The organism is Nocardia heshunensis (assembly GCF_054782115.1).
The window spans coordinates 359,375-377,866 of sequence record NZ_BAAGTC010000002.1; the positions used below are offsets into that span (position 1 = coordinate 359,375).

General features: G+C 67.2%; 18 protein-coding genes and 1 tRNA gene. 16 read left to right on the forward strand and 3 right to left on the reverse strand.

The features are described 5' to 3' along the window. Window positions 1-108 precede the first annotated feature (108 nt). The 6 genes from fdxA to ACYVN4_RS01760 all read left to right on the forward strand — a co-directional run bounded on the left by fdxA (window position 109) and on the right by ACYVN4_RS01760 (window position 6,238). Window positions 109-432 carry a ferredoxin gene (gene fdxA / locus ACYVN4_RS01735; RefSeq protein ID WP_040812194.1) on the forward strand — a complete coding sequence of 108 codons (324 nt, stop codon included), beginning with the start codon at window positions 109-111 and terminating at the stop codon, window positions 430-432. Between the two features lie 27 nt (window positions 433-459). Beyond that, on the forward strand, window positions 460-1,548 hold the full coding sequence (dapC, locus tag ACYVN4_RS01740) for a succinyldiaminopimelate transaminase (RefSeq protein WP_460717437.1): 1,089 nt from the start codon (window positions 460-462) through the stop codon (window positions 1,546-1,548). Between the two features lie 70 nt (window positions 1,549-1,618). Continuing rightward, window positions 1,619-1,692, forward strand: a tRNA-Asp gene (locus ACYVN4_RS01745). 306 nt (window positions 1,693-1,998) lie between these two features. Then, window positions 1,999-3,537, forward strand: a complete 1,539-nt coding sequence (locus tag ACYVN4_RS01750; protein WP_460717438.1) for a GMC oxidoreductase — start codon at window positions 1,999-2,001, stop codon at window positions 3,535-3,537. A gap of 110 nt (window positions 3,538-3,647) precedes the next feature. After that, the gene (gene pruA, locus ACYVN4_RS01755; protein ID WP_460717439.1) at window positions 3,648-5,285 is read left to right on the forward strand and encodes an L-glutamate gamma-semialdehyde dehydrogenase; all 1,638 of its coding nucleotides are present in this window, start codon (window positions 3,648-3,650) and stop codon (window positions 5,283-5,285) included. Beyond that, entirely contained in the window at window positions 5,282-6,238 is a 957-nt protein-coding gene (locus ACYVN4_RS01760) for a proline dehydrogenase family protein (RefSeq protein ID WP_460717440.1), read from the forward strand. Before pruA ends, ACYVN4_RS01760 begins: the two co-directional genes overlap by 4 nt. 16 nt (window positions 6,239-6,254) lie before the next feature. Here ACYVN4_RS01760 and ACYVN4_RS01765 read toward each other — a convergent pair whose 3' ends face one another. Further along, a complete protein-coding gene (locus ACYVN4_RS01765; protein WP_460717441.1) occupies window positions 6,255-7,118 on the reverse strand; it encodes an oxygenase MpaB family protein in 864 nt (287 codons plus the stop codon). A 147-nt stretch (window positions 7,119-7,265) separates the two neighbouring features. On the opposite strand from ACYVN4_RS01765, the gene ACYVN4_RS01770 reads away from it, so the two are divergent. After that, window positions 7,266-7,898, forward strand: a complete 633-nt coding sequence (locus tag ACYVN4_RS01770) for a TetR/AcrR family transcriptional regulator (protein WP_460717442.1) — start codon at window positions 7,266-7,268, stop codon at window positions 7,896-7,898. A 13-nt stretch (window positions 7,899-7,911) separates the two neighbouring features. Here ACYVN4_RS01770 and ACYVN4_RS01775 read toward each other — a convergent pair whose 3' ends face one another. Continuing rightward, on the reverse strand, window positions 7,912-8,766 hold the full coding sequence (locus ACYVN4_RS01775; RefSeq protein WP_460717443.1) for an oxygenase MpaB family protein: 855 nt from the start codon (window positions 8,764-8,766) through the stop codon (window positions 7,912-7,914). A gap of 133 nt (window positions 8,767-8,899) precedes the next feature. Between ACYVN4_RS01775 and ACYVN4_RS01780 the strand changes: the two genes are divergently transcribed. The 3 genes from ACYVN4_RS01780 to ACYVN4_RS01790 all read left to right on the forward strand — a co-directional run bounded on the left by ACYVN4_RS01780 (window position 8,900) and on the right by ACYVN4_RS01790 (window position 11,125). Next, the gene (locus tag ACYVN4_RS01780; RefSeq protein ID WP_460718328.1) at window positions 8,900-10,309 is read left to right on the forward strand and encodes an acyl-CoA synthetase; all 1,410 of its coding nucleotides are present in this window, start codon (window positions 8,900-8,902) and stop codon (window positions 10,307-10,309) included. Window positions 10,310-10,343: 34 nt separating this feature from the next. Then, window positions 10,344-10,712: a PPOX class F420-dependent oxidoreductase gene (locus ACYVN4_RS01785; protein ID WP_460717444.1), complete on the forward strand. Its 369-nt coding sequence runs from the start codon at window positions 10,344-10,346 to the stop codon at window positions 10,710-10,712. Between the two features lie 104 nt (window positions 10,713-10,816). Beyond that, a complete protein-coding gene (locus ACYVN4_RS01790; protein WP_460717445.1) occupies window positions 10,817-11,125 on the forward strand; it encodes a hypothetical protein in 309 nt (102 codons plus the stop codon). 61 nt (window positions 11,126-11,186) lie between these two features. Here ACYVN4_RS01790 and dapD read toward each other — a convergent pair whose 3' ends face one another. After that, window positions 11,187-12,143 carry a 2,3,4,5-tetrahydropyridine-2,6-dicarboxylate N-succinyltransferase gene (gene dapD / locus ACYVN4_RS01795; protein WP_460717446.1) on the reverse strand — a complete coding sequence of 319 codons (957 nt, stop codon included), beginning with the start codon at window positions 12,141-12,143 and terminating at the stop codon, window positions 11,187-11,189. 109 nt (window positions 12,144-12,252) lie between these two features. On the opposite strand from dapD, the gene dapE reads away from it, so the two are divergent. The 6 genes from dapE to ACYVN4_RS01825 all read left to right on the forward strand — a co-directional run bounded on the left by dapE (window position 12,253) and on the right by ACYVN4_RS01825 (window position 18,490). Then, window positions 12,253-13,359, forward strand: coding sequence for a succinyl-diaminopimelate desuccinylase (gene dapE / locus ACYVN4_RS01800; RefSeq protein ID WP_460717447.1), 1,107 nt, complete (start codon window positions 12,253-12,255; stop codon window positions 13,357-13,359). Window positions 13,360-13,427: 68 nt separating this feature from the next. Beyond that, window positions 13,428-14,225 carry an LOG family protein gene (locus tag ACYVN4_RS01805; protein WP_460717448.1) on the forward strand — a complete coding sequence of 266 codons (798 nt, stop codon included), beginning with the start codon at window positions 13,428-13,430 and terminating at the stop codon, window positions 14,223-14,225. Then, the gene (locus tag ACYVN4_RS01810) at window positions 14,219-14,770 is read left to right on the forward strand and encodes an LOG family protein (RefSeq protein ID WP_460717449.1); all 552 of its coding nucleotides are present in this window, start codon (window positions 14,219-14,221) and stop codon (window positions 14,768-14,770) included. The genes ACYVN4_RS01805 and ACYVN4_RS01810 overlap by 7 nt, the downstream gene beginning before the upstream one ends. 83 nt (window positions 14,771-14,853) lie before the next feature. Then, on the forward strand, window positions 14,854-16,623 hold the full coding sequence (locus ACYVN4_RS01815) for a long-chain-acyl-CoA synthetase (protein WP_460718329.1): 1,770 nt from the start codon (window positions 14,854-14,856) through the stop codon (window positions 16,621-16,623). A 74-nt stretch (window positions 16,624-16,697) separates the two neighbouring features. After that, window positions 16,698-17,570 carry a dihydropteroate synthase gene (gene folP / locus ACYVN4_RS01820; RefSeq protein WP_460717450.1) on the forward strand — a complete coding sequence of 291 codons (873 nt, stop codon included), beginning with the start codon at window positions 16,698-16,700 and terminating at the stop codon, window positions 17,568-17,570. Beyond that, the gene (locus ACYVN4_RS01825; protein ID WP_460717451.1) at window positions 17,567-18,490 is read left to right on the forward strand and encodes a glucosyl-3-phosphoglycerate synthase; all 924 of its coding nucleotides are present in this window, start codon (window positions 17,567-17,569) and stop codon (window positions 18,488-18,490) included. Before folP ends, ACYVN4_RS01825 begins: the two co-directional genes overlap by 4 nt. Window positions 18,491-18,492: the final 2 nt, after the last annotated feature.

Below are 18,492 nucleotides of genomic sequence, written 5' to 3' on the forward strand. Positions count from 1 at the left end.
AGCGGTGAGCGGCTCCAAGCCGCCCGCCGAAGTCCCGGGGAGGCGGGGGAGTATAGGGTTTCGCCGGGCGGAGTATCCCGCATGTGAGGACAGACTAGGAGAACGGCAGTGCCGTACATCATCGCTGAACCGTGCGTTGACGTGAAGGACAAGGCGTGCATCGAGGAATGCCCCGTGGACTGCATCTACGAGGGCGGACGCATGCTGTACATCCAACCGGACGAGTGCGTGGACTGTGGTGCGTGTGAACCGGTCTGCCCGGTGGAAGCCATCTTCTACGAAGACGACACCCCGGATCAGTGGGCCGGTTACGTGAACGCCAACGTCGACTTCTTCGACGATCTGGGTTCCCCGGGCGGGGCCACCAAGGTCGGCAAGGTCGACTACGACCCGCCGTTCATCGCCGCCCTGCCGCCGATGGCCAGCGAGTAGGTCGAGCTTTTGACCGCGCGTGGCCGGGTGAGCGCTCTGCTACCCGATTTTCCTTGGGACACCATCGCTTCCGTGAAGGCGAAGGCCGCTTCGCATCCGGACGGCATCGTCGACCTCTCGGTCGGGACACCGGTGGATCCGGTGGATCCGCTGATCCGCGAGGCGCTTTCGTCGGTGGCGGAGGTGCCCGGCTATCCGACCACGCACGGGACGCCCGAATTGCGCGAAGCCGTTGTCTCGGCGCTGAAGCGGCGGTTCGGGATCACCGGGGTGGACCCGGCCGCCGTGCTGCCCGTCATCGGCACCAAGGAGCTGATCGCGGGTCTGCCGCGACTACTCGGGCTGGGCGCACAGGATCTCGTCGTCATCCCGGAGGTCGCCTACCCGACCTACGAGGTCGGCGCGCTGCTGTCCGGTTCGCGCTATGTGCGCGCCGACGGCACCACGCAGCTCGGTCCGGAGCGCCCGGCGCTGATCTTCCTCAACTCGCCGTCGAATCCGACCGGCAAGGTGCTCGGCGTCGACCACCTGCGCAAGGTGGTGCAGTTCGCTCGCGAGCGCGGCGCGGTGCTGGCGTCCGACGAGTGCTACCTGGGCCTGGCCTGGGAGGGCCGCGCGGTCTCCATCCTCGATCCCGAGGTGTGCGACGGCGACCACACCGGGCTGCTGGCCATCCATTCGCTGTCCAAGACCTCGAATCTGGCGAGCTACCGGGCCGGTTTCGTGACCGGTGATCCGGAGTTGGTGGCGGAGCTGCTGGAGGTGCGCAAGCACTCCGGCATGATGCTGCCCTACCCGATCCAGGCGGCCATGGCCGCGGCACTCGGCGATGACGCCCACGAGGTCCAGCAAAAGGACCGCTACCGGGCGCGGCGGGCGGTGCTGCGAGATGCCTTGCAGCGCGCCGGATTCCGCATCGACCATTCCGAGGCGGGTCTGTACCTGTGGTCGACGCGCGACGAACCGTGCCGCACGACCCTGGATTGGCTGGCCGAACGCGGCATCCTGGCCGCCCCCGGCGAGTTCTACGGGCCGCAGGGCAATCGGCACGTGCGCATCGCGCTGACCGCGACGGACGAGCGCATCGCCGCCGCCGCTGATCGCCTGACCAGCTGATTTCCCGTTAATACGGGGCCCGTGATACCGTCTACCACGTTGCAAGGCCCGGTGGCCTGGTGATGTGTAAGGCCCTGTGGCGCAGTTGGTTAGCGCGCCGCCCTGTCACGGCGGAGGTCGCGGGTTCGAGTCCCGTCAGGGTCGCAGTCAAGGTGAAGCCCCCCGGATATCCGGGGGGCTTTTTCGTTTCTTCGGGATCTCGCTCATTTTCTTCGGGTCTCGAAATCCGGCTCGGTCCTCGGCACTGAACTCGATCTTTGCCGAAACTGACCCGTAGGTCTTTCACACCGCCTATAACAGGTTCTCATCGCCGTCTCGATGAGGAGTCTTTCAGTGCGTGGTCTTTCCTATGAAACCCCCGGCAAGAGTGTCTTTGGCAGCAATGTCAGCCGACGGGGGTTCCTAGCTGCAACAGGTGTCATTTTGGGGGCGGCCGCACTACTACCGAAGATGCCATCGGCCAGAGCTCTACCAACCGGGTCGATCAACGACGGCGACACCATGCCGGTCCTGGTCATCGGCACCGGGTACGGCGGCGCGGTCGCTGCGCTGCGGCTGGCGCAGGCCGGGCAGAGCGTCGTCATGGTCGAGAAGGGCATGTCCTGGACTCAGCCCGGGTCCGACGGCAATGTCTTCTGCAACATGCTCAAGCCGGACGGCCGATCCTTCTGGTTGCGCACCGAAACCGTCCAGCCGATCAACCACTTCATGGGCGCGCCCTACGACAAGTCGATCCCCAGCTACACCGGTGTGCTGGATGCCGAGCAGTTCAGCGGGATTCGCGTCTACCAGGGGCGCGGTGTCGGCGGCGGCTCGCTGGTCAACGGCGGCATGGCGGTGACGCCCAAACAGGAGAACTTCGCCAGCATCCTGCCGTCGGTGGACGCGGGCTCGATGTACAGCACCTACTACCCGCGGGCCAATGCCGGGCTGAAGGTGAACAACGTCGACCAGACCTGGTGGCAATCCGCCGACTGCTACCAGTTCGCGCGGGTCGGGAAGAAAACGGCCGAGGCGTCCGGGTTTTCGACCACCTTCGTGCCGAACGTCTACGACTTCAACTACATGAAGCAGGAGCAGGCCGGCACCGCCACCAAGTCGGCGCTCAACGCCGAGGTCATCTACGGCAACAACCACGGCAAGAACTCCCTGGACAAGACCTACCTGGCGGCGGCGTCCGGCACCGGCAAGGTGACCATCGTGCCGCAGCACGTCGTCACCACCGTCGCACCGGCCAACGGCGGCGGGTTCTCGGTGACCATGAATCAGATCGACACCGGCGGCAACACCGTGAAGTCGAAAACCGTTACGGCGCAGAAGGTCTTCTTCGCGGCGGGCAGCGTGGGCACCAGCAAACTGCTGGTCACCCAGAAGGCCACCGGCAAACTGCCCAACCTGCCCGACTCGGTCGGCTCCGGCTGGGGCAACAACGGCAATGTCATGGTGGCCCGGCAGAACCAGGCATGGGACGCCACCGGCAGCCTGCAGTCCTGCATCCCGACCCTCGGCATCGACAACTGGGCGGACAGCGGCGGCCCGGCCTTCGCGGAGATCTCGCCGTTCCCGGCCGGCATCGAGACCTTCGCGAGCCTGTACCTGGCCATCACCAAGAACCCGAACCGCGGCACCTTCTCCTACAACTCGGGTTCCGGTGGCGTGGACCTGAACTGGCAGACCGCCTGGAACCAGCCGAGTATCGACTGCGCCAAGCGGATCTTCGACAAGATCAACACCAAACAGGCCACCATCTACCGGACCGACCTCTTCGGTGAGTACAAGACCTGGGGTGACGATTTCGTCTACCACCCGCTGGGCGGCTGCGTGATCAACGTGTCCACCGACAACTACGGGCGGCTCAGCTCGTACCCGGGGCTGTACGTCATCGACGGCTCGCTGATTCCGGGTCTGACGACCGTCAACCCGTTCGTCACCATCACGGCGTTGGCGGAACGCAATATCGAGAACATCATCGCCAACGACTTCAAGTAGCCGAGCCTCTCGGCTGAGGGAAGGGGTTTGGGGGCTAGGCCCCCAAACCCCCTTACCGGCCGGAGCGTGTTCGTTCCAGCCGGGTCCCTCTCGCCGCGTTAGCCTGGGGCATGGACGCTGTCACGGTTGTCCCTGCCCCCGGCAACGAACCGGTGCACACCTACGCACCGGGCAGCCGCGAACGTGAGCTGCTGACAAGCAAGCTCGCCGACCTCTCCTCCTCGACCTTGGATGTGCCGCTGGTGATCGGCGGCAAACATCAGGCCGGTGGCGGGAAACGGCTGAATATCGTGATGCCGCACCGGCACAGGCACCCCCTCGGAACCTATTCCGATACCACTCACGACGAAGCCCGGGCCGCCATCGCGGCGGCCACCGCCGCCGCGACCGCTTGGCGGGCGCTGCCCTTCGAGGAGCGGGCCGCCGTCCTGCTGCGGGCGGCCGACCTGCTGGCCGGGCCGTGGCGCGAGACCATTGCCGCCGCCACCATGCTGGGCCAGTCGAAATCGGTGCAGCAGGCCGAGATCGACGCGCCCTGCGAGCTGGTGGACTTCTGGCGGTTCAATGTCGCCTTCGCCCGGCAGATTCTCGCGGTGCAGCCGGAATCCGGTGCGGGCGTGTGGAATCGGATGGACTACCGGCCCTTGGAAGGGTTCGTCTACGCCATCACCCCGTTCAACTTCACCGCCATCGCGGGGAATCTGCCCACCGCGCCCGCGCTCATGGGCAATACGGTGGTCTGGAAACCTTCTTCGACACAGACGCTTTCGGCGTATCTGACCATGAAGCTGTTGGAGGAGGCAGGGATGCCGCCCGGCGTCATCAATATGGTGACCGGGAACGGCGCGAAGGTCTCGGAGGTGGCGCTGTCGGATCCGAAGCTGGCGGGCATCCACTTCACCGGCTCCACCCGCACCTTCCAATCCCTGTGGCAGAGCGTCGGCTCGAATATCGGCCGCTACCACGGGTATCCGAGGCTCGTCGGGGAGACGGGCGGCAAGGATTTCATTCTCGCGCATCCCTCCGCCGATCCGGATGCCTTGCGGGTGGCCATGGTTCGTGGAGCCTACGAGTATCAGGGGCAGAAGTGTTCGGCCGCGTCGCGCGCCTATGTCCCCAAGTCGGTGTGGCAGCGCATGGGCCAGGATTTCCTCTCCGAGGTGGAGTCGCTGACCTACGGTGATGTCGCTGATCTGTCGAATTTCGGTGGGGCCGTGATCGACTCGCGCGCCTTCCTGAAATGCGAGGCCGCCATCGATCGGGCCAAGAGCGCCGGTCTCGACATCCCGGTCGGCGGACGCTGCGACGACGGCGAGGGCTGGTTCGTCCGCCCGACCGTGCTGCTCGGCGACGATCCGGGCGACGAGGCGTTCTCCACCGAGTACTTCGGCCCGCTCCTGTCGGTCTACGTCTACGACGACAGCACGCCGGACGCCTTCACCGACATCCTCGACATCGTCGACTCCACCTCGCCGTACGCGCTCACCGGCGCGATCTTCGCCCGCGATCGCCGGGCCGTCGAAACCGCCACCACCGCACTGCGATTCGCCGCGGGCAACTTCTACATCAACGACAAGCCGACCGGCGCGGTGGTCGGCCAGCAACCCTTCGGCGGTGCGCGGGCCTCGGGCACCGACGACAAGGCGGGCTCGCATCTCAACCTGCTGCGCTGGGTCGCGCCCCGCACGCTCAAGGAAACCTTCGTGCCGCCCACCGATTACCGCTACCCCCACATGGAGGCGCGATGAACCCACTCCGTCCGGCGATCCTCGCGGCGGCCGGATCGTCGCGCATGAAGGACGCCATCACCAAGGTGCCGGTGACCGCGGCGGTCGTGCGGCGCTTCGTTGCCGGGGAGACCCGGGCCGAGTTGGCCCCGGTGGCGCGAGAGCTGCTGAAGAGCGGCCGTTCGGTCAGCGTCGACTTTCTCGGCGAGTACACCACCGATCGCGCGCAGGCCGATGCCGCTGTCGCCGAATACCTTTCGCTCCTCGACGCGTTGGCCGAGGCCGACCAGGAGATCCCGGGTGTGCCTTCGGTCGTCCCCCGGGTCGAGGTGTCGCTCAAGCTGTCGGCCCTGGGGCAGTCGCTGGGGCAGGACGGTCCGGCCATCGCCGCCGAGAACCTGCACAAACTGTGCGCCAAGGCGGTCGAACGCCACGTCTGGGTGACCGTCGACGCCGAGGACCACACCACCACCGCCGACACCCTGGAGGCGGTCGCGCAGGCCCGCGCCGAATTCCCCTGGCTGGCAGTCGCCTTGCAGACCTACCTGCGGACAGCCGAGGACACCGTTCGTGACTTGGCCACCGACGGCACCCGAATCCGCCTGTGCAAGGGCGCGTATCAGGAACCGGCCACCGTCGCCTATCAGCGCCGCGCCGATGTCGATGCCTCCTACCTGCGCTGCCTGGCGGTGTTGATGTCGGGTGGCTGGTATCCCATGATCGCCTCGCACGATCCGGCCATGATCGCCGCCGCGCTGACCCTCGCCACCGAGAACAACCGCGTCCCAGGCGATTACGAGTTCCAGATGCTCTACGGCATCCGCGATCCGGAACAGCGGCGCCTGGTCGACGAGGGTCACGCCCTCCGTGTCTACATCCCGTACGGCACCCAGTGGTACGGCTACCTCATGCGTCGCTTGGCCGAACGACCCGCCAACCTCGGCTTCTTCCTGCGGGCCCTCTCCGAGCGTTAGACAGGCGGGCCGACCGTTAGACGAGCGGGCGGCCGAAGCGACGGCGCAGGCGCATGTCCGCGAGGTAGACGTTGAAGGGGAACAGTCGGAGCACCGTGGGCATGCGCGTCCAGACCGCGGCCAGCGCGCGCAGGCAGCCGCCGAAAATGCGTTCGTCGCGCGCGGTCCAGGACATGCCCATCTGGTTGCGCAGATGCGGTGGCAGCAGCGCGGTGACGATGAAGCGGTGCAGGCCGCCCAGGGCGATCTGCAGCGGCCAGGCCAGCATCTTCAGATCGGTCAGTGCGTTGAAGTAGGTGCGGGTGGCCTCGTCGATGGTCTTGGTGGCGAGGTTCTCCTCCCAGTAGACGTAGAACTCGTCCCGGGTGGCGGGCCACATCTCCTCGCGCATCTGCAAGGTGGTGCCCAGGCGTGCGCAATGCCGGTAGAAGGCTTCTGCCACTTCGGGATCCATCGGACCGCGCATGCGGTGGTAGACGTCGTCGAAGCCCCAGTAGATGCAGGCGGCCACCCACAGCTGCAGCTTCGGGTCGAAGGCGTTGTATTTGACCGGGCTGCCGGGCTTGGTGTGGATGGTCCGGTGCGCGCTGTTGACGGCCTCGCGGTAGGCGCGGCGGTCCTCCTCGTCACCGATCATGGCCACGGCGAGATAGGTGATGGTGGTGCGCAACCGCTTGAACGGACGCACCATGATCGCCCCGCTGTGCACCTCGGACTCCATGACGCCGTAGGCCACCGGGGTGAGCGACAGCTGCATGATCACATTGGCGGCACCGCCGAGGAATGCGCCGACACCGTCGATCAATTCGCGAACCTGCTCGATGGTCATCGGCTCGGGGCCGACCGGTTCGTGCTCGAACTTGCGCAGTGGGGCGGTCATCGTCGACACGGCTCCTCGTCGTCACTCCTCGCCAGTGAGGAGAGTGTGAGAAAATTCGCTTGTCACCTTCTCACCGCGGGGCGGGGGTGTCAATGTGCGAAGATTGGTGCCTCACCGTTTCTTTGCGACCGGAAAGGGCTCGGACCCATGGCCAAGCTGGCCAAACTGCTGCCGCTCGTGCGTGGATCCGGTCCCGAGGACCGCAATCAGGCCAAGGTACTGGACGCGGCCATGCTCGCCTTTCTCGACTTCGGGATCAAGCGCACCTCCATGGTCGAGGTCGCGCGCCGCGGTGGACTCTCGCTGGCCACGCTGTACCGCCGGTTCGCGGGCAAGAACGATCTGATTCAGGCCGTCGCCCTGCGGCAGGCCCGGCAGTTCATCGAGATCGCGGATGCGGCCGTCGAACGACAGGTCGATCGGGACGCCAGCGCCGAGGATCAGATCGCCGCGCTGTTCATCGCCTGCATCGAGGGTTTGCGCGGCAATCAGCTGCTGGACCGCCTGCTCAAGACCGAACCGGAAATGGTGCTGCCGTACCTCACCGTGCAGGGTGCGCCGGTGATCGAGATGGGCCGCGACTACCTGGCCGAGTTCATCGCCCGCTTGCAGGCCGAAGGTAAAGTGCCGCAGTACGATCCGCTGCCGCTGGCCGAGATGATCGCGCGCGCCGCGCTGTCGCTGGCGCTGACGCCGCAGACCGTCATTCCGCTCGACGATCCGGTGGCGCTGCGGCAGTTCGCCCGCGACCACGTCATCCCGGGATTCCGAATCCTCTGAACCGCAACGGTTCTCACACCAGCCGCAGGCCCAAGCGGCGACGCAGTCGCATATCCAGCAGATAGGCGTTGAGCGGGAACGAGCGAACGGGTGCTGGCACCACGCCCTCCGCCGCGCCCACCACCCGTAGCATCCTGGCCAGCAGCCGATCCTGGCGTGGTGTCCACGTCATGCCCATCTCGTCCCGAAGATGTTGCGGCAGTAGGCCGGTCACGAAGAACCGGTGCACGCCGCCGAAAGCCAGCTGGAACGGGCGGGGCAGCATCTTGAGGTCGATGAGGTCCTCGAAATATGCCTTGATCTTGGGATCGATGCGGGTCAGTGCCAGGTTCTCGGCCCAATAGCGCTCGAAGGCTTCGCGATCCGCGGGCCACATGTCCTCGCGCACCTGCAGCGTGGTGCCCATGCGGGCCGAGTGGTAGTAGAAAGCATCGGCGTCGAAGTCGTCCATCGGACCGTACATCCGCTCGTACAGATCGCGTGCGCCCCAGTACAGACAGGCGGCCACCCACAGTTGGAGCTGGGGGTCGAAGGCGTTGTACTTCACCGTGCTTCCGGTGCGGGATCGGACCTGTTTGTGCACGGAGTCGACGGCCTCGCGGTAGGCCGCGCGGTCGTCCTCGGTGCCGAGCAGGGCGACGGCCAGGTAGGTGAGGGTGGTGCGGAGCCGCTTGATCGGGTGGACCATGACGTTCCCGGATTCGACCGGACTCTCGACCACGCCGTAGCCGACGGGCCGGTTGGCGAGTTGCATGATCACATTCGCGGCCGCGCCGAAGAATCCGGCCGCGCCGTCGAGGTACTGCCGGATGTCGACCTCGGGCTCGGTGGTTGCGGCGTCGAAGGGATCGTGAAGCGGCCTGGTCATCGTTGACCACATCCTCTGGTGAGAAGGTTGTATAGAAACTTTCTTACCCACTCGGGTCGCCTGTCAACCGACTTGGCTGGTTCGCAAGCGATTCGTTGTGCGCGCCCTCCGGTAGCGTGAGCCCGTGTCGCCGCTGTTGCTGAGTTCGCTGAATCCGGCCGCCATCGCCGCCGGAGCCGATATCCCCGATGCCGTCACCATCGACGGCGAGACGCTGTCGCGCAGTGATCTGCTCGGCGCGGCCACCTCGGTCGCCGAGCGCGTCGCGCAGGCGCGCCGGGTGGCGGTGCTCGCCGAACCGACCGTCACCACCGTGCTCGCGGTGGTCGGCTGTCTCATCGCCGGGGTGACCGTGGTGCCGGTGCCGCCCGACTCGGGCAGCGCGGAACTGGCTCACATGCTGAACGATTCGGGCGCGCAGGCCTGGCTGGGAAAGGCTCCGGAGGGCTCGGAGCTCCCGGTGATCCCGGTGCGCAAGCACGCGCGCTCCTGGCACCGGTATGCCGAACCCGCCGGGAAGTCAACGGCTTTCATCCTCTACACCTCCGGCACCACCGGTGCCCCCAAAGGTGTCGTGCTCAGCCGCGACGCCATCGCCGCGGGCCTGGACGCCTTGGCCGAGGCCTGGGGCTGGACCTGGAAAGACACTCTGGTGCACGGGCTTCCGCTGTTCCACGTGCACGGCCTGATCCTCGGTGTGCTCGGCCCGCTACGCGTCGGCAGCCCGCTCGTGCATACCGGTAAGCCGACCCCGGCCGCCTACGCGCAAGCTCATGGCACCATGTACTTCGGCGTGCCCACGGTCTGGTCGCGGATTGCCGAAGACCCCGACGCGGCAAGGGAATTGGCGAAGGCCCGCATCCTGATCTCCGGGAGCGCGCCGCTGCCCGTGCCGGTGTTCGAGCGGCTCGCCGAGCTCACCGGGCACGCGCCGATCGAGCGCTACGGCATGAGCGAAACCATGATCACGCTCTCCACCCGCCCCGACGGCGAACGTCGCCCCGGCTGGGTCGGCACGCCGGTGGCCGGGGTCGAGACCCGATTGCGCGACGAGGCCGGGCAGCCGGTCCCGCAGGACGGGGAAAGCGTCGGTGGCCTGCAGATTCGCGGTCCCATGCTGTTCGACGGCTACCTGAACAAGCTCGAGGTGACCGCCGAGAACTTCACTGCCGACGGTTGGTTCAAGACCGGCGACGTGGCCGTCATCGATGCCGAGGGCTTCCACCGCATCGTGGGCCGGGAATCGGTGGACCTGATCAAGTCCGGCGGCTACCGCATCGGCGCGGGGGAGATCGAGACCTCGCTGCTGGGGCATCCGGCGGTGGCCGAGACAGCGGTCGTCGGCGTGCCGGACGACGATCTCGGGCAGCGCATCGTCGCCTACGTGGTGTTGCGCGACGGCGCGGGGGAGTCGGTCGCCGAATCCCTCATCGCCCATGTGGCGGGCGAACTTTCGGCGCACAAGCGGCCGCGCGAGGTGCGGGTGGTGGACTCGTTGCCGCGCAATGCCATGGGCAAGGTGCAGAAGAAGCTGCTGGCTTGACCTCGAGCATGGTCGAGGTTCTAGCGTGATCGCTATGACCGCATCGCTTTCGCCCGCCCAGATCGACTACCTGAACAGCCAGCGGCTGGGGCGGCTCGCCACCATCCGCCCCGACGGCTCCCCGCAGAACAATCCCGTTGGTTTTCGCTATAACGCCGCGCTGGGCACTATCGACATCGGCGGCCTCAATCTCGGGGCCAGCCAGAAGTTCCGCAACCTGCTGAAGGAGGAACGGGTCTCCTTCGTGGTGGACGACATCAAATCCGTGCAGCCCTGGGAAGTGCGCATGCTCGAGATCCGCGGCACCGCGCAGGCGCTGCGCGACGTCGAACCCTTCCACGCGGGCATGTCGCGCGAGCTCATCCGTATCACCCCGGAGCGCATCATCGGCTTCGGCATGTGACACCGGAGTTCCGGTGCCGGAGGTTTCGGGGTCTCGCCGCGCCACCGAGCGAACATCTAGTTTCTTGGAGACGAAAGTTCCATGCTTCCAAGGAGATTCGCTCGATGCCTTCCGCTCTGCGTACCACCGTGGCGGCCGCCGCCGTCTTCGCCGGTCTGCTCGCACCCGCCGCCGTGGCGAGCGCCGACGCCCTGCCCCTCACCCCGATGCAGCAGCCCGCCGAGCAGGTAGCGGCACCCAACACCGGCGGTACCGGATCGGTGAACGTCGGGGCCTTCGGGTCCTTCGACCCGTCGGCGGCCGGTTCCTCGAACCTGATCAAGGCGCTGCAGACCGGGTCGGGTCAGTGCAATACACCGGTGCTGCCGATGTACGACGGATCCGCCAATCCGCTGTGCTCGCTGTACCACTGAGCCCGAAAACCACGAAAACCCCTGCGGCGCGCGGCCGGCAGGGGTTTTCGAATTTTCGGGGTCAGTCGTTGGCGTGCAGCGCCGCGTTCAGTTCGACGCCGGTGCCCTTGCGCGCCCGGACCTCGACCGCGCCGGTCACCGAGTTGCGGATGAACAGCAGGTTGGACTGCCCGGACAGCTCACCGGCCTTCACGACCGTGCCGTCCGGCCCGGTCACCTTGGTGCCCGCGGTGACGTAGAGCCCCGCCTCGACCACGCAGTCGTCGCCGAGCGAGATGCCCAGGCCCGAGTTCGCGCCCAGCAGGCAGCGCTCGCCCAGCGAGATGACCTGCTTGCCGCCGCCGGACAGGGTGCCCATGATGGACGCGCCGCCGCCGACATCGGAGCCGTTGCCGACCACGACACCGGCCGAAATACGGCCCTCCACCATGGAATTGCCGAGCGTGCCGGCATTGAAGTTCACGAAGCCCTCGTGCATGACCGTGGTGCCCGAGGCCAGGTGCGCGCCCAGGCGCACGCGGTCGGCATCGGCGATGCGGACGCCGGTCGGCAGCACATAGTCGACCAGACGCGGGAACTTGTCCACGCCGTACACGGTGACCGGGCCGCGGGCGCGCAGCTTCAGCCGGGTCAGCTCGAACTCCTCGGTCGAGCAGGGACCGTGATTGGTCCACACCACATTGGCGAGCAGACCGAACTGCCCGTCCAGGTTCGCGCCATGCGGGCGGATCAGCCGGTGCGAGAGCAGGTGCAGACGCAGGTAGACGTCGTGGGTGTCGACCGGCGCGGCGGACAGGTCGGCGATGATGGTGCGGACCACGACCACCTCGACCCGGCGGGCCTCGTCGACCCCGACGCTGTCGGCGAACTTGGCGTATTCGACATCGGAGGCATCCAGGCGCTTGGAGCCGGTATCGCTGAATTCACCCAGCTCCGGATACGGATACCAGGTGTCGAGAACGGTTCCGTTCGCGGTGATGGTGGCGAGGCCGACTGCTGAAGCTCCCTGAGTACTCACGTCCCATTACGTTACCGTGCTGTGAATTCATACCGCCCGCGGTGCCGATTTGTGCCAACGCAGCCACCGTGCGAAGAACGGAGGCGTCTCCTCCTTTAGGGTGGATGAAATGACCCTCCTCGACCTGAGTGCCGACCCCATATCACTCACCGCCGCGCTCGTGGATATTCCGAGCGTGTCGAAGAACGAGAAGGTCATCGCCGACATCGTCGAAAAGGCACTGCGCGAGCAGACTTCCGAATTCGAGATCGTGCGCCACGGCAATACCGTGCTGGCGCGCACCGATCGGGGACTGCCGACCCGGGTCATTCTGGCCGGGCACCTGGACACCGTGCCGATCGCCGACAATGTGCCCAGCCACTTCGAGACCACCGCGGACGGCGAACGGCAGCTGTGGGGCTGCGGCACCGTCGACATGAAGTCCGGCGACGCGGTGTTCCTGCACCTGGCCGCCACCGTCGCCGACCCGGTGCACGATCTGACGCTCATCTTCTACGACTGCGAGGAGATCGCCGCCGAGTTCAACGGGCTCGGCCGCATCGAACGCGAATTCCCGGAATGGCTCGCGGGCGACCTCGCCATTCTCGGTGAACCCTCCGGCGGCTGGATCGAAGCGGGCTGCCAGGGCACCCTGCGGGTCCGGCTCACCACCTCCGGCGTGCGCGCGCACACCGCGCGAGCCTGGCTGGGGGACAACGCGATTCACCGGCTCGCTCCGATTCTGGAGCGGCTGGCCAACTATCGGGCGCGCGAGGTCGAGATCGACGGCTGCACCTACCGCGAGGGTCTGTCGGCCGTCCGCGTCGAGGGCGGCGTCGCCGGCAATGTGGTGCCCGACGTGGCCACCGTGGACGTGAACTTCCGCTTCGCCCCCGACCGCACCCTGGATCAGGCCACCGAGCACGTGCGCGAGGTGTTCGCCGGGCTGGACCTGGATTTCGAGCGCACCGACGGCGCTCCCGGCGCACTGCCGGGCCTGTCCAATCCGGCCGCCAAGGACCTCATCGAGATCGTGCACGGGCACGGCAGCGGCGGGGTGCGCGCCAAGTACGGCTGGACCGATGTCTCGCGGTTCGCCGCCCGCGGCATCCCGGCCGTCAACTTCGGCCCGGGCGACCCGAACCTGGCGCACAAGCGCGACGAGCACCTGCCCGTCGATCAGATCACCCAGGTCACGTCGATGCTGCGCAGTTACCTGACCGGGGCCAAAGCCTGATCAGTTGTTCAACACCACGCTGATCAAGCGCGAGGCGGGCGTTACGGGTGACATGTACGGTTGGCTGCATGTCTGCTGACGAAGAGGTGCGTTCGCCTAAGACTCCACGATTCCGGGGCCCGATCATGTTGCGGCGGGACCGGAAAAAGGGGATAGGGACCACGGATCAGCATTTACTGGACGAGCGTGGCGGCGCGGATTGGGTGCACACCGATCCTTGGCGGGTCCTGCGCATCCAAGCCGAATTCGTCGAGGGCTTCGGCGCGCTGGCGGAGGTGCCGCGGGCGGTCGCGGTCTTCGGTTCCGCGCGCACTCCGGCCGATTCGCCGGAGTACCAGGCCGGGATGGCCATCGGAAGTGCCTTGGCCCGAGCCGGTTTCGCGGTCATCACCGGTGGTGGCCCGGGCGCCATGGAGGCGGCCAACCGGGGTGCCTCGGAGGCCGGTGGCTATTCGATCGGCCTCGGCATCGAGCTGCCGTTCGAGCAGCACCTCAACGAGTGGGTCGACCTCGGCATCAACTTCCGCTACTTCTTCGCGCGCAAGACCATGTTCGTGAAGTACGCCCAGGCGTTCGTCTGCATGCCCGGCGGTTTCGGCACCCTCGACGAGCTGTTCGAGGCGCTGACGCTGGTGCAGACGCACAAGATCACCCGCTTCCCGATCATCCTGTTCGGCACCAAATACTGGGCGGGACTGATGGATTGGATGCGCGATTCGCTGCTCGGCTCGGGCAAGATCGCGCCCGGCGACCTCGGGCTGCTGCACCTCACCGACAGCGTGGACGAGGTGGTCGAGATCGTGACGCGGGCCGCGCAGGCCCGCCACGAGCAGGACGAAGCGGGCGTCGTGGAGGACCAGTGGTGAACGAGCCCTACGCGGTGTGCGTGTACTGCTCCGCGTCCGTCGACGATCCGCGGGTGCTGGAACTGGCCGCCCGCGTCGGCGCCGAAATCGGCCGGCGCGGTTGGCAACTGGTGTCCGGCGGCGGCAATGTGTCGATGATGGGCGCGGTCGCGCACGCGGCGCGGGCGGCCGGGGCCAAGACGGTCGGCGTCATCCCCAAGCAGCTGGTGCACCGCGAGGTCGCCGATATCGACGCCGACGAGCTGATCGTCACCGACTCCATGCGCGAGCGCAAACAGGTCATGGACGACCGCGCCGACGCCTTCCTTACCCTGCCCGGCGGCATCGGCACGCTGGAGGAGTTCTTCGAATCCTGGACCGGGGCATACCTGGGCGTGCACGAGAAGCCGGTGGTGGTGCTCGATCCGCAGGGGCACTACGCGGGGTTGTTCACCTGGGTGCAGGAGCTGGGCGCGCGCGGGTACGCGGGCCGCGAGGCGCTGGACAAGGTGCTGGTGACCACGGATCTGGACGCCGCGTTCGAGGCGCTGCGGCCGACCACCTGAGTGGAACTATCCGGTTCCACTCGACAAGATCGGGTGGATCGGCAAGGGTGGGCGTGAGCACGACCCGTGAGGAGCACAGCGAAGTGAATACGGATGCCCGTTCGACCGTGAGCCTGTTCGACCTGGCTCGCAGCCTGCCCGGCATGGCCGTGGCCGCCCCCGGAATGATCCGCAATGTCGGGCACCTGCTGGTGAAATCCGGCGACAAGGCATCCATCGGACTGTTCTTCCAGCGCGGCGCGGCCAAGCATCCCGACCGGCCCTTCCTGAGATTCGAAGGCCGCCAGTACACCTGGGGCGAGGCCAATGCCGAGGTCAACCGCTACGCGAATGTGCTTGCCGCGCACGGTGTCAAGCGTGGCGACGTGGTCGGCATCCTGATGTCCAACCGGCCCGAGGCGCTGCTCACGGTGCTGGCCACCGTGAAACTCGGTGCCACCGCCGGACTGCTCAACCACAATCAGCGGGATGCGGTGCTGCAGCACAGCTTCGGGCTGCTGAATTCGGCGCTCGACGTGATCGGCGAGGAGTCCGCCGACGCGCTCGCCACCCTCACCGAGCCGCGGCCCAACCTGATCTGGTCGCAGCAGCTCGCCACCGAGGCGACGACCGCGGATGCCGCGAATCCGGCTGTGACCGAACAGATCACGGCCAAGGAGCGCGCCTACCTGATCTTCACCTCCGGCACCACCGGCCTGCCCAAGGCCAGCGTCATGACGCATCAGCGCTGGACCAAGTCCATGGCGGGCATCGGCGGGCTCGGCGTGCGGCTGACCGGCAAGGACACCCTCTACTGCTGCCTGCCGCTCTATCACAACAACGCCCTGACGGTGGCGCTGTCCTCGGTGATCGCGGGCGGCGCGACTTTCGCGCTGGGCCGCAAGTTCTCGGCCTCCCGCTTCTGGGACGAGGCCATCGCCAACCAGGCCACCGCCTTCGTCTACATCGGCGAGTTGTGCCGCTACCTGCTCAACCAGCCCGCCCGGCGCAATGATCGCGGGCACCGGATCCGGCTGTGCGTCGGCAACGGCCTGCGGCCCGAACTGTGGGACGAGTTCCAGCAGCGTTTCGGCATCAAGCGGATCGTCGAGTTCTACGGCGCCAGTGAGGGAAACGTCGCCTTCATCAACGCCTTCAGCATCGACAAGACCGCCGGCTTCACCCCGCTGCCCTTCGCCATCGTCGAGTACGACGACGCCACCGGCAAGGCGCTGCGTCAGCCCGACGGCCGACTGCGTCGCGTCCGTCCCGGCGGTGTCGGCCTGCTGCTGGCCAAGGTCACCGACAGCTCCCCGTTCGACGGGTACACCGACGCCTCGGCCACCGAATCCAAGCTCGTGCGTGACGGTTTCGCGTCCGGCGACTGCTGGTTCGACACCGGCGACCTGGTGCGCGATCAGCGCTTCGGCCACATCGCCTTCGTCGACCGCCTCGGCGACACCTTCCGCTGGAAGGGTGAGAACGTGGCCACCACCGAGGTCGAGGGCGCCTTCGACGGCATCGACTCCGTCACGCAGGCAGTCGTTTTCGGCGTCGACATCCCCGGCGCCGACGGCAAGGCGGGCATGGCCGCGGTGACCCTGCACGAGGGCGCGGTCTTCGACGGCAAGGTGGCCGCCAAGGCCCTCTACGACCACCTCCCGACCTACGCCGTCCCCCTGTTCATCAGGGTGGTCCCCGAGCTGGAACAGACCTCCACTTTCAAGAGCCGCAAGGTGGAGCTCCGCAAGGAGGGCTACGCCCTCGACGACCAGACCGCCCTCTACGTCCTCGCGAACCGCACCGACGGCTATGTTCCGGCATACCCGGGCTACGCCGCCGACGTGGCCGCGGGCAAGGCTCCCGGCAACTGAGCAGCAGCCGGTCGGGACACAGTTCCGGTCGGCTGCCCAGCAAGCGGTATACAGCCCTCGGTACAGTCGAGGGCATGTGTGCGCCGTTGCCGACATTGTGCGGAAAGCCGGTGGCGACGGATCGGGCGCTGGTGATGGCGATCGTGAACCGGACGCCGGATTCCTTCTACGACCGGGGCGCGACGTTCACCGACGAAGCCGCCATGAACGCCGTGGACCGGGCGGTCGCCGAGGGCGCGGATCTGGTCGATATCGGCGGGGTGAAGGCCGGGCCGGGCTCCGAGGTGGACGCCGCCGAGGAGGCCCGCCGCGTGGTGCCGTTCGTGGCCGCCATCCGGGCGCGCTACCCGGAGTTGTTGATCAGTGTGGACACCTGGCGGGCGGACGTGGCGCGGGCCGCGGTGGCCGAGGGCGCGGATCTGATCAACGACACCTGGGCCGGAGCTGATCCCGAGCTAGTGAGCGTTGCTGCCGAGTTGGGCGTAGGAATCGTGTGCTCGCACACCGGGGGTGCGATTCCGAGGACCCGTCCGCACCGGGTCCGATACGCCGATGTGGTGGCCCAGGTCACAGAATCGGTGGTCACCGCCGCCGAAAATGCTGCGGCCGCAGGGGTGGCCAAGGACTCGATTTTGATCGACCCGACCCATGATTTCGGCAAAAACACCTATCACGGGCTCGAATTGTTGCGGGCGATAGACGTTCTTGTGAAAAGCGGATGGCCCGTCTTGATGGCGCTGAGTAATAAGGATTTCATCGGAGAGACTCTTGGTGTCGGGTTGACCGAGCGATTGGAGGGCACATTGGCAGCGACTGCATGGTCGGCCGCCGCGGGCGCTCGAGTCTTTCGCGTGCACGAGGTCGCCCACACCCGCCGGGTGGTGGACATGATCGCCGCCATCCAGGGTCACCGCCCACCCGCCCGTACCCTGCGAGGTCTCGCATGAAAACAGACTGGGTGAACACCAACACCTACGACCGTCCCGACTGGACCGTCGAGGAACTGATCGCGGCCAAGGACGGCCGCACGGTTTCCGTGGTACTCCCCGCCCTCAACGAGGAATCCACCGTCGCCGCGGTGGTGGCCAGCATCCGGCCCCTGCTCGGCACCCTGGTGGACGAACTCGTCGTCCTGGACTCCGGGTCCACCGACGCCACCGCGGCCCGCGCACGGGCCGCCGGAGCGACCGTGGTGACCCGCGAACAAGCCGTCCCCGAACTCGACCCCGTCCCCGGCAAGGGCGAATGCCTGTGGCGTTCGCTGGCCGTCACCACCGGCGACATCATCGCCTTCGTGGACTCCGACCTCATCGACCCGGACCCGAACTTCGTGCCGAAGCTGTTGGGCCCGCTGCTGACCGTGGACGGGATGCACCTCGTCAAGGCGTACTACCGCCGCCCGCTGCGCACCGGCGAGGCGGTCGAACACCACGGCGGCGGCCGCGTCACCGAGCTGGTGGCCCGCCCGCTGCTGGCCGCCTTGCGGCCTGAACTCTCGAATGTGCTGCAGCCCTTGGGCGGTGAGTACGCGGGCACCCGCGAACTGCTGGCCTCGGTGCCCTTCGCGCCGGGCTACGGCGTCGAGATCGGGCTGCTGCTCGACACTTACGACCTGCTGGGCCTGTCCAGCATCGGTCAGGTCAACCTCGGCGTCCGCCAGCACCGCAACCGCCCGCTGGCCGACCTCGGCGTCATGAGCCGCCAGATCCTGGGAACCGTCCTGGGCCGCAGCGGAATTCAGGACTCCGGCGCGGCCCTGACCCAATTCCCGCTGGTGGCAGGCGAATTCATCGCCAACACGACAGAGGTGTCCTTGGCGGATCGCCCGCCCATGAACACCCTGCGCCCGGAAGAAGCCGCCGCGTAACC